Below are 9,116 nucleotides of genomic sequence, written 5' to 3'. Positions count from 1 at the left end.
ATGGCCCGGGACCTCGACGCGGCGAAGGAGTTCTACGGCGCCGTTCTGAGCTGGGATTTCCGGCCGGCGCGGCTGAGCGAGGCATTCGTCGTCGCGGAGCTGGACGGCGTGCCCGTGGCGGGCATCGGAGCTCTGGCGACCCATCTGGCGGTACCGGTGGCATGGACGGTGTACTTCGCCGTCGACGACGCCGACGTGGCGGTCGACCGGGTCCGCGAGCGCAGCGGCACCATCGCGGTGGGCCCGGTGTCCTTCACCTCCGGGGGCCGCGGAGCCCTGGTCGCCGACCGGGACGGCGCGTCCTTCGGCATCTGGGAGGGGCCGGTCTCCGCCGACTGGCGGGTGGGCACGGGTCATGCACCCGCCTGGCTCGAACTGCGGACCCGCGACGCCTTCGAGGCCGCGATGTTCTACGGGGAGGTGCTGGAGTGGGCCACCGGCCGGCCGGGCTGCTGCGAGGTGGCCTACGAGGAGGACCAGGTCGTCCTGCGGGAGGCGGGCGAGCCCGTCGCGCGCCTGAACAGCGGTCCGGTCGACACCACGGCCCCCGACCCGCACCTGCAGCCCCGCTGGCACGTCCACTTCCGCGTTCCCGACCTCGAGAAGGCCATCGAGACGGCCGAGGCACACGGCGGCATGGCCCTGACGGCCCTCGCCTCGAACGAGACGGAGCGCTGGGTGACCCTGCGCGACCCCGACGGGGCGATCTTCACACTCACCGCCGACCGCACCGGCGGCTGACCCGGCCGCCACCGGCCCGCCCCGTCCGCCCCGTCCGCCCCGTCCGCCGGACTAGGCTTCGGTGCTCCCGGATTCCTCGTCGGGCTCCTCGACGATGTGCATGGCGGCTTCCTCCGCCGAGGCCGCCCCGCCGTTCACCCCCACGTCGTGGGCCACGACGGAGATGTGGCGCGAGGGGGCGGTCTCGTCCGAGGGCGCCAGCCGGCCGGCGCGTACGGGACCGGAGTGCGGGCCGTCGCCGGTCTCGTCGGCGAACTCCTCCCAGGTCCCGACGTCATCGGGCCCGGGCTCGGGAACCTCACGGGCCAGACGCTGGTCCAGGGTCTCCCCGGTGTGCCGTCCCGCGGCGGTGGTGGCGGGGTCGTTGACCGCCAGTGGCCGCTCGGGCGGCGAGTAGCCCGTGTCCAGGGTCTCGTCGAGGCCGGGCTCGTCCAGGGCGTTTTCCATGTCGGGCACCGACTCGCCCGGCTCGTCGCCCTCGTGCGGTTGGTAGACCTCGTCGCCGTGCGACTCGGTGTTGCTCATGGCGCCTCCCTGCCTCAGAGGTCCATCACTATGGCGAAGACGAGGAAGAACAGGGCGCAGAGCACCACCAGCACGACGATGATCGCGAGCGGGCCCCGGACCCACCCCCGCTTGAGCGGCCGGTGGGGTCCGGCGCCGCTGGCGGTGCTCGACTCCCCCGGCGGCGTCTCCCCGGGCGGAACCCCGCCGCCCGGTTCGAGTCCTGGTGTCACATCGGGATCGGGGTCCGGATTGCTTTCCGGGTGGTCTCTGTTCATACCTGGCGGCTCCCCGTGATGGGCCGTGTCATGCATGCCGGGGCCGATCGCCGCGCACGGCGACGTACCCCTTCTTCGGGGCTGCTCCGGCGTATGCCCGGCCGGAGCCTGGGTAGGCGCATCGAAGTACCCAACGAACCCGAACGCGAAAGGCGCATCGTCATGACCACGGCGCGAGACATCATGACTCCGGAGCCCGAATGCATTGACGCCGACTCGACTGTTCTGGAAGCGGCCAAGCTGATGGCACGCCTCGACGTCGGCGCACTGCCGATCTGCGGCGCCGATCACAAGCTGAAGGGGATGCTCACCGACCGCGACATCGTCACCAAGGTCCTCGCCGTCGGCAAGGACCCCGCAGAGTGCAAGGCGGGCGAACTCTCCCAGGGCGAGGCCGTCACCATCGGCGCGGACGACGACGCCCAGGAAATCCTCCACACGATGGCCCAGCACAAGGTACGGCGCCTGCCCGTGATCGACGGTCACGACCTCGTCGGGATCGTCGCCCAGGCGGACGTCGCCCGTGCCCTGCCGGACCCGAAGGTCGGCGACCTCCTCGAGGCGATCTCCGGCTGACCGGCCCGAGGGGTGGTCTCCTGACTCGGCCGGGCGTCTCGACGCCCGGCCGGGTCAGCTGCCCGCGGGACGCCGGACCCCCCTCTCGCCCTGGTGCGAACGCAAGGTCAGCGTCCGAGGGCGCTCTTGAGCTGCGCCTTGTTCATCGTCGAGCGGCCCTCGATGCCGCGCTTCTTCGCCTCCTCGTACAGCTCGTCGCGCGTGCGCTCGGTGGATCCGCCGCCGCCGGACCCGCCCCCGGACTTCTGGCCCCCGCGCTGGGAAGCCGACTTGCCCTGGGTGGAACTGCGGCTGGACGACTTCGCTTCGCCGGACTGGGCGCGCTCCTTGTTCACCGTACGGCCCGCCATCTCCTTCGCGCGGCCTTCCGACATGCCGCGCTTCTCGCCGGACTCCTTGATGTGCTCGTACTGGCGCTCACGCTTCCCGCTGGAACCTCGGGGCATCACGTTCTCCTTCACCATCGCAGGGGGTTGCACCCTTCATGCTGCGAGCACGTGCTCCCGCCCGCACGCCGACCACGTCCATCCGCGTGCGCGGCACCCGGTGAGCGGGCGGTGTGCAGGTGTCAGCGCAGGCGCCCGGGGCTCCGTGCGCGCGTACCCACCCCGGCCAGGGGTAGGCGGCCGGTATGAACAGTTCGCGTCCTTTGGCCGTGGTCACCGGCGCTTCGAGCGGAATCGGCCTCGAGCTGGCCAGGGAATTCGCCGCGCGGGGCCACGATCTCGTCGTAGCCGCCGAGGACGAGGCCCTCCACGAGGCAGCCCGGCGGCTGGGCTACTACGGGGCCCGGGTCCGGGCGGTGCGCACGGACCTGGCCACCTACGACGGGGCCGAGTCCCTCGTCCACGAGGTGCGCGCCGAGCACCGGCCGGTGAGTGCCGTGGTCCTCAACGCCGGTATCGGCCAAGGCGGTTCCTTCCTGGCGACGGACCTCGCCGACCTGGGGCGGGTGATCGACCTCAACATCAGCTCGACCGTCCACCTGGCCCGCCGGCTGCTTCCGGACATGGCCTCGGCGGGCGGCGGCCGGCTGCTGATCACCTCATCCGTCGCGGCGGAACTGCCCGGACCGTTCCACGCCGTCTACAACGCCTCCAAGGCGTTCCTGCACTCCTTCGGCCTGGCGCTGCGCGCCGAGCTGGCGGACACCGGGGTGACGGTCACGGTGCTCCTCCCCGGAGCGACCGACACCCGCTTCTTCGTCCGGGCCGGTCTGCTCAACACGCGGCTCGGACGGTCGAGGAAGGACGACCCCGGGCTGGTGGCCCGCCAGGCGTACGAGGCCCTGATGGCCGGCCACGCCCAGGTGGTGGCCGGCTCCCTGCACACCCGGGCCCAGGAACTGGCGACCCATGCGCTGCCGGGCTCCGCGAAGGCGGCCCTGCACCGGCGCTGGGCCAGGCCCGGCGGAAGCAGGAGCCATCTCTGAGCCGCCGGGCACGCCTCGCACGGCGCGCGAGGCGCCGAAGCAGACGGCGGATCCCCGGCGTGATCACCGCCCGGGAGGGTAGGGGCAGGACTCGGGCGGCGCGAGACCCGCGCCCCAGGCCGCGTGTGAGGACCATGACATGGAGTGGGCTTCGTGGACGACCGTCGGGGTCTTCGCCGGCCGGGGCGGCGTGGCGACGGTCGAGGCTGGGATCATCAGTGGCGAGATCGACATCCACACGACGTGGGCGGTCGGGGAGGCCAACGTAGCCGTCCAATACCGGGGCGGCTCGCACTGGTTCACCCTCACGGGCAGCCCGGTGCCGTGCCCTTCCGCCGACGCCAGCAGGCTGCTCCACGATGCCGTGGTCGAAGCCGTGCGCGCCGGCGGCGCGGCGACCGTGCCGGTCTGACCCGGAACCCGGGCCCCGAGCCGGCGCCCGGCGGCGCTCAGCCGGGGCCGGGCGCGGTGGCCCGTACGGTCTCACGCGTCCCGGACGGCGGCAGACGGTGAGCGGCCACAACTTCCTCGGCGGCCAGGACCGCGCCGTGGGCGCTGCGCTGCCCCATCAGCACGCACAGCCGGTACGCGGCGTCCTCGAGCTCCGTGCGCAGTGCGGGATCCTCCGGTGCGGCCAGGGTGCGGCGGCGTGCAGCCCGGAGGTGGTCCAGGTGCCGGCGCAGGACGGGCGGCGACGGCAGCAGCCCGGCGGTCGCCGGGCCGAGCGGGCTCGGCGGGGTCTTGGCGTGGCCGATGGCGGTGCGCAGGGCCTGCTCCAGTACGGGGTCTGCCGCGTCGCAGTGGCTGCGCAGGGCGAGGGCGGTCTGCGTCATGCGCGGGAGTGTGACGCCGGCCGCGCGGGCCGCGTTCGCCAGGATGCGGCGGGCGGCCTCGGCGGTGCAGGGCACCAGCGCCATCACGATCCCCGTCGCGCACCCGGACGTGTCCTGGTCCGGGCCGGTGGCCGGTGCGGCGTCCGCGCCGGCCGGGTGGAGGTGGGGCGCTGCCGAGTGCGTCATCCGTCCGCTCCTTGACTGTCCCCTACCGGGCGGTACGGGGGGTGAAGCCGCTGTCTAACACCTCGGTACGCGGCCTCGGCGCGACACGCGGCGCGCCCGGGGGCGCGTCCCCCGATCGGGGTCACCGGGGCTCGGCCGTTGACCCCTCGGGGTGACGCTGCGGCTGGAAGTGCTCATCCGGCAGCAGCCGCGTCAAGGGCGCCGCCAGCGGTCGTCCTCCAGGTGGGAGCCTGCCATCGGGCCCATCCGGAGCATCCCGCCGTCGACGGCCCAGGAGGCTCCGGTGACGTACGAGGCGTCCTCGCCGGTGAGGAACGCGATGACCGCGGCAACCTCGCGGGCGTCTCCGGGCCTGCCCAGCGGGACACCGGGCCGCGGTTCACGCCGGACGTCCCGGTCCTCCTGGCCGGTCATCGGGGTGGCGATCTCCCCGGGGGCCACGGAATTCACGGTGATGCCGTACTCGGCCAGCTCCAGCGCCATCACCTGCGTGAGCAGACCCAGCCCGCCCTTCGCGGCGCAGTAGGGCGCCGACCCGACACGGGGCTGGTGTTCGTGCACGGAGGTGACGTTGACGATCCGGCCTCCGGCACCCTGGGCGATCATGCGCCGCGCCGCGCGCTGGGAGCACAGGAACGGCCCTACCAGGTCGACGTCGAGGACCGCGCGAACGGTGTCGAGGTCGAGGTCCAGGAAGGGGGTCGCCGTCCCGGTTCCGGCGTTGTTGACCAGCACGTCGATCCTGCCCAGCTCCTCCGCGAGCTGGTCGATCACGTCCGCCGCCGACGGCAGGCGGGTCAGGTCGAGGTGGGCGACGACGGCCCGCCGCCCGTGCTCGCGGACCTCGGCAGCGGTGTCCTGCGCCCCCTTTTCGTCGGTGTGCCAGGTGATCCCGACGTCCATGCCCTCCGAGGCCAGCCGGACCGCGGTGGCCCGGCCGATGCCGGAGTCCGCCCCGGTGACCACGGCGGCCGCAGGTCCGCGTGCTCCGTCGCTGGAACCGGTCATGGCAGCGCCTCTCTCCCGTGGGATGCCGGCCCCGGTCGAGGCCTGCTCCGCGCTGCTACCCGCCCGCCGCGCGGGGATGTCCCCCCGTACGCACCTCACCCGCCGGCCGCCCGCTGTGGGCCCGGCGGGTGAGGTGCGGCAACCGGTCCGTCCGCCTCGTGTACGGCGGCAGGATCAGGTGTGCAGGCGGCTGTTGGTGCCGTCGTGGCCGTCGGCGCTCTCGTCGTCGAACCAGTAGTCGCCGGCCGCGAGGTAGCGGAAGACGTGCGTGCGCTCGCCGGGAAGGGCCACGGTGACCGCCCGGCTGCCGTCCTTCCGCGGCCGCAGTTCGTGGACGCCGGGCTTCCAGTCGTTGAAGTCACCGACGACGCTGACCGGGCCGGGCGGGGTGTCTGCCGGAAGGACGAAAGTGATCTCGGTGCGGTCCTTGCGGCGCTTGCGTTCCAGCACGGAAGCCTCCTGTCGGTGGTACGGGTCGGGGCTCATCCTGCTGCCCGGGCACGCCCGCCGCACGGCGGCGCAGCGGCGGACCACCCGAGGGGGTGAGCGGCACCGTGGCGCAGCGGGTCCGGACCGTGCCGGTTTTGCCTCCCCACGGGGGGTACACGCGGGACATGGGCGTCGCCGAGACCGAGCGGGGAAGCGTTCGGGGGGACAGCCGAGGCGTGCGGTCCAGCCCCGGTCCGGCCCCCGGATCCCTCGACGGGCCGGTGGTGTCGACCATGGGCGTGGAGGAGGAGTTCTTCCTCGTCGACCGGCTGACCCGGGAGCCGGTGGCGCGCGCCGGCCCGGTGATCCAGGCCGCCGCCCCCGTGCTCGGTGACCTGGTACAGGACGAGTTCTACCGCTGCATGGTGGAGGTCTGTACGCGGCCCTCTGCCTCCGCCACGGATCTGCGGGCCCAGCTCGCCGCCCTGCGGGCGACCCTCGTCGGGGCGGCGCGCGAGGCGGACTGTGCGCTCATGGCCTCGGGCACGGCGGTCGTGCCGCCCCGGGAGCCGGTTCCCGTCACGGACACACCCCGCTACCGCCGCATGGCGCAGCGGTTCGGGGCCCTGGTCGACGGCGGCCTGAGTGTCGTCTGCGGTTGTCACGTTCACATCGGCACCGCCGACCGCGCCCAGGCCCTCCTCCTGGCCAACCACGTCCGCCCCTGGCTTCCGGCTCTGCAGGCCCTCGCGGTGAACTCGCCCTTCTCGGGCGGGATCGACAGCGGCTTCGCCAGCTGGCGCTGCCTGGAATTCGGCCGCTGGCCCACCGCCGGCCCCGCCCCCCTGCTGGACACCGCGGCGTACGAGGACACCGCCGATGCCCTGGTCTCCTCCGGCATCCTCATGGACCGGCGCATGATCTACTGGTTCGCCCGCCCCTCCGAGCACCACCCCACCGTTGAGTTCCGGGTCGCGGACACCAGTGCGGACCTCGACACCACCGTCCTCGTCGCGCTGCTCCTGCGCGGCCTGTGCGCCGCCGTCCTTTCCCGGGCGGAGGCCGGCCGGCCCCCGCCCGCGATCGGGGCGAGGCAATTGCGCGCGGCCCACGGTTACGCGGCGCGGTACGGGTCCGGGGGCCTCGCCCTCGATCCGTTCACCGGCGAGGAAGTGCCCGCGCAGGCCCTCATCGGCGCCCTGGTCATGGCTGCCGCGCCGGGCCTCACCGCCGCCGGTGACCTGGACGAGGTCGACCGCCTCCTCACCGCGCTGCGCCAAAGGGGCAGCGGTGCGGACCGCCAGCGCGCCACCTTCCACCGGACGGGCCGCCTGCGCGGCGTCGTCGACCACCTGACCGAAGTCACGGCGCGCGCGTGACCCGGTGTCTGGTGGAACCTTGAAGGGGTACACGCACCAGGCAGCACGCAGCACACGTCACAGGGCCGGAGGAGGTGGGTCTGGTCATGGACGGAACCGGACTCTCACGTCAGGAACAGCTGATCCTGACCGCGATCGAACGGGAATTGTGCGGTGACCGCCGGCTGGACCGCAGACTGCGGACCATGGCCCGCCGGTCCATGCCGCTGGCAGCCGCCCGGGGCCTGCTGCGCCATGTCCCCCTCGGCGGAACCGTCGCCGTGCTGGCGCTGCTGTCCGTGACCCTCTTCCAGTCGGCCGCCGCCAGCTCCTCACCTGCGCTGATCTGGGCTTTCGCCGCCGTGTGGGCGTGCACGCTGGTCGCGATGCTCCTCTTGGTGCGCCGCTGGTGCCGCGGGTACCGCCGACGGGGGCGGGAGGGGCGTCGGTCATGATCCGCGGTACGGACGCCGATACGGGACAGCCGACCCATCCCTTCCCCCCGGGCCCGCCGCCGTATCCGGCGCCGCCCACGCACCCGTTCCCCGTCGACCCCCACTCGCCGGAGCCGAAGCCGCCGCCGGAGCCGGAACCGGACCGTGAACCGCGGCCGCAGCCCCCGCCCCAGCCTTCGGGGGCCGCGGTGAGGGCCGTCGACGGCCGTGCCCAGGGACATCGGGCCGCAGCCGGCTACGCGGCCAGCGGCGCGGTGGCCATGCCGGCGCCCTCGCGCAGGCCCGTCAGGAAGGACTCCACGGCCTCGACGGCCGTGTGGCGGGGCTGCCAGTCCAGCTCGATGCGGGCCCGTGAGGCGTCCATCAACGGCAGGCGCAGGACGGCGTCGAACAGGTCGGGTGAAGCGGGGACGAGGTGGAGCCGCCAGGCGGCGGCCAGGGCCGCCCGGACCGGCGCCGTCGGCAGGGGCAGCCGGCGGGCGTGCAGCAGCCCGGCCAGTGCCTCCGCGTCGATCGGAGGGTCGGCAGCCAGGTTGAAGGGGCCGCTGACGTCCCGCGTGACGGCAGCCAGGTAGGCGGCGGCGGCATCGTCCGTGTGCAGGGCCTGGAAGCGCAGGCCGGTCATGTCGGGGACCGCCGGGATCAGTCCGGGCCGCACGAGCCGGCCCGGCAGGAACCGGCCAGCGAAGATCCTGCGCTGTTCGGAGGCGGAGGTGCGCTTGAAGAGGAACGCCGGTCGCATCCGGACCACGCGCATCTCGGGGTGGGACTGCTCGAAGGCGTCGAGGACCCGCTCCAGATAGGCCTTCTCCCGCGTGTACGCGGCCTGGGGCCAGCCGTGGGTCGGCCACGATTCGTCGACCGCGCCGTCCTTGGGGCCGGGCGAGTACGCGCCGACCGAGGAGGCGTGGACCAGCACCGGCACGCCCGCGGCGGCCGCGGCTTCGAAGACCCCCACGCTGCCCACGACGTTGGTCTGCCAGGTCTCGGCCGGGTGGTGGGTCGGCTGGAACTTCCACGCGAGGTGGATCACCGCGTCGGCTCCGGTGAACAGGGGCACCAGGTCCGGTCCGTGCTCTTCGATGTCCACGGCTGCCCAGGTCGTCTTCGCGGGGCTCCAGTGGGGAGCCCGGCGGGCGAGGCCGAGGACGGAGTCCACGGCCGGGCTGTCGGCGCACGCCTGCACCACGCTGGTGCCGACGTTCCCGGTGGCACCGACGACCACGACCCGCAGGCCGTCAGCGCCGGGCCGCGGGAATGCGGAGCGGTTCATGGCTCGGTCCTTTCGCGTCGAGTGGCCGGACGAGGGGGTCTTA

The 9,116-nt window shown here is 73.7% G+C and carries 13 protein-coding genes; 6 read left to right on the top strand and 7 right to left on the bottom strand.

Features of this window, described 5'->3' with window-relative positions; translation table 11 throughout:
• Entirely contained in the window at positions 1–741 is a 741-nt protein-coding gene (locus tag ACIP5M_RS06770; protein ID WP_401193549.1) for a VOC family protein, read from the top strand.
• A 51-nt stretch (positions 742–792) separates the two neighbouring features.
• On the opposite strand, the gene ACIP5M_RS06765 is transcribed toward ACIP5M_RS06770, so the two are convergent.
• Positions 793–1,266 carry a DUF5709 domain-containing protein gene (locus tag ACIP5M_RS06765; protein ID WP_401192820.1) on the bottom strand — a complete coding sequence of 158 codons (474 nt, stop codon included), beginning with the start codon at positions 1,264–1,266 and terminating at the stop codon, positions 793–795.
• Positions 1,267–1,280: 14 nt separating this feature from the next.
• Positions 1,281–1,523 (bottom strand): DUF6480 family protein, encoded by a 243-nt coding sequence (locus ACIP5M_RS06760; protein ID WP_401192817.1) that lies wholly within the window; start codon positions 1,521–1,523, stop codon positions 1,281–1,283.
• A 162-nt stretch (positions 1,524–1,685) separates the two neighbouring features.
• On the opposite strand from ACIP5M_RS06760, the gene ACIP5M_RS06755 reads away from it, so the two are divergent.
• On the top strand, positions 1,686–2,099 hold the full coding sequence (locus ACIP5M_RS06755) for a CBS domain-containing protein (RefSeq protein WP_401192815.1): 414 nt from the start codon (positions 1,686–1,688) through the stop codon (positions 2,097–2,099).
• A gap of 107 nt (positions 2,100–2,206) precedes the next feature.
• Here ACIP5M_RS06755 and ACIP5M_RS06750 read toward each other — a convergent pair whose 3' ends face one another.
• Positions 2,207–2,545 (bottom strand): plasmid stabilization protein, encoded by a 339-nt coding sequence (locus ACIP5M_RS06750; protein WP_401192813.1) that lies wholly within the window; start codon positions 2,543–2,545, stop codon positions 2,207–2,209.
• 185 nt (positions 2,546–2,730) lie between these two features.
• Between ACIP5M_RS06750 and ACIP5M_RS06745 the strand changes: the two genes are divergently transcribed.
• Positions 2,731–3,531, top strand: a complete 801-nt coding sequence (locus tag ACIP5M_RS06745) for an SDR family NAD(P)-dependent oxidoreductase (protein WP_401192811.1) — start codon at positions 2,731–2,733, stop codon at positions 3,529–3,531.
• Between the two features lie 139 nt (positions 3,532–3,670).
• Positions 3,671–3,943 carry a hypothetical protein gene (locus ACIP5M_RS06740; protein WP_401192808.1) on the top strand — a complete coding sequence of 91 codons (273 nt, stop codon included), beginning with the start codon at positions 3,671–3,673 and terminating at the stop codon, positions 3,941–3,943.
• A 37-nt stretch (positions 3,944–3,980) separates the two neighbouring features.
• On the opposite strand, the gene ACIP5M_RS06735 is transcribed toward ACIP5M_RS06740, so the two are convergent.
• The 3 genes from ACIP5M_RS06735 to ACIP5M_RS06725 form a co-directional block, all read right to left on the bottom strand.
• The gene (locus ACIP5M_RS06735) at positions 3,981–4,550 is read right to left on the bottom strand and encodes a DUF5133 domain-containing protein (RefSeq protein WP_401192806.1); all 570 of its coding nucleotides are present in this window, start codon (positions 4,548–4,550) and stop codon (positions 3,981–3,983) included.
• 192 nt (positions 4,551–4,742) lie between these two features.
• Complete coding sequence (locus ACIP5M_RS06730; RefSeq protein ID WP_401192803.1) at positions 4,743–5,558, bottom strand: SDR family oxidoreductase; 816 nt, start codon at positions 5,556–5,558, stop codon at positions 4,743–4,745.
• A 174-nt stretch (positions 5,559–5,732) separates the two neighbouring features.
• Positions 5,733–6,008 (bottom strand): isoamylase early set domain-containing protein, encoded by a 276-nt coding sequence (locus ACIP5M_RS06725; RefSeq protein WP_401192801.1) that lies wholly within the window; start codon positions 6,006–6,008, stop codon positions 5,733–5,735.
• A 215-nt stretch (positions 6,009–6,223) separates the two neighbouring features.
• Here ACIP5M_RS06725 and ACIP5M_RS06720 point away from each other — a divergent pair, with 215 nt between their 5' ends.
• Positions 6,224–7,366 carry a glutamate--cysteine ligase gene (locus tag ACIP5M_RS06720; RefSeq protein ID WP_401192798.1) on the top strand — a complete coding sequence of 381 codons (1,143 nt, stop codon included), beginning with the start codon at positions 6,224–6,226 and terminating at the stop codon, positions 7,364–7,366.
• A gap of 86 nt (positions 7,367–7,452) precedes the next feature.
• Complete coding sequence (locus ACIP5M_RS06715; RefSeq protein WP_401192796.1) at positions 7,453–7,800, top strand: hypothetical protein; 348 nt, start codon at positions 7,453–7,455, stop codon at positions 7,798–7,800.
• A gap of 235 nt (positions 7,801–8,035) precedes the next feature.
• Here the strand turns inward: ACIP5M_RS06715 and ACIP5M_RS06710 are convergent, their stop codons facing one another.
• On the bottom strand, positions 8,036–9,073 hold the full coding sequence (locus ACIP5M_RS06710) for an NAD-dependent epimerase/dehydratase family protein (protein WP_401192794.1): 1,038 nt from the start codon (positions 9,071–9,073) through the stop codon (positions 8,036–8,038).
• Between the last annotated feature and the right edge of the window lie 43 nt (positions 9,074–9,116).

It is taken from the genome of Streptomyces sp. NPDC088762, from assembly GCF_044750905.1.
In the GTDB taxonomy this organism is placed as follows: domain Bacteria; phylum Actinomycetota; class Actinomycetes; order Streptomycetales; family Streptomycetaceae; genus Streptomyces.
The sequence above is the reverse complement of the archived record's forward strand: the minus strand, read 5'-3'. Positions and strand labels throughout refer to the sequence as shown.

Bases quoted from the DNA above. Each gene is read 5' to 3' on its own strand.
- ACIP5M_RS06770 (WP_401193549.1), top strand. From the start codon at position 1: ATGGCCCGGGACCTCGACGCGGCGAAGGAGTTCTACGGCGCCGTTCTG.
- ACIP5M_RS06765 (WP_401192820.1), bottom strand. From the start codon at position 1,266: ATGAGCAACACCGAGTCGCACGGCGACGAGGTCTACCAACCGCACGAG.
- ACIP5M_RS06760 (WP_401192817.1), bottom strand. From the start codon at position 1,523: ATGAACAGAGACCACCCGGAAAGCAATCCGGACCCCGATCCCGATGTG.
- ACIP5M_RS06755 (WP_401192815.1), top strand. From the start codon at position 1,686: ATGACCACGGCGCGAGACATCATGACTCCGGAGCCCGAATGCATTGAC.
- ACIP5M_RS06750 (WP_401192813.1), bottom strand. From the start codon at position 2,545: ATGCCCCGAGGTTCCAGCGGGAAGCGTGAGCGCCAGTACGAGCACATC.
- ACIP5M_RS06745 (WP_401192811.1), top strand. From the start codon at position 2,731: ATGAACAGTTCGCGTCCTTTGGCCGTGGTCACCGGCGCTTCGAGCGGA.
- ACIP5M_RS06740 (WP_401192808.1), top strand. From the start codon at position 3,671: ATGGAGTGGGCTTCGTGGACGACCGTCGGGGTCTTCGCCGGCCGGGGC.
- ACIP5M_RS06735 (WP_401192806.1), bottom strand. From the start codon at position 4,550: ATGACGCACTCGGCAGCGCCCCACCTCCACCCGGCCGGCGCGGACGCC.
- ACIP5M_RS06730 (WP_401192803.1), bottom strand. From the start codon at position 5,558: ATGACCGGTTCCAGCGACGGAGCACGCGGACCTGCGGCCGCCGTGGTC.
- ACIP5M_RS06715 (WP_401192796.1), top strand. From the start codon at position 7,453: ATGGACGGAACCGGACTCTCACGTCAGGAACAGCTGATCCTGACCGCG.
- ACIP5M_RS06710 (WP_401192794.1), bottom strand. From the start codon at position 9,073: ATGAACCGCTCCGCATTCCCGCGGCCCGGCGCTGACGGCCTGCGGGTC.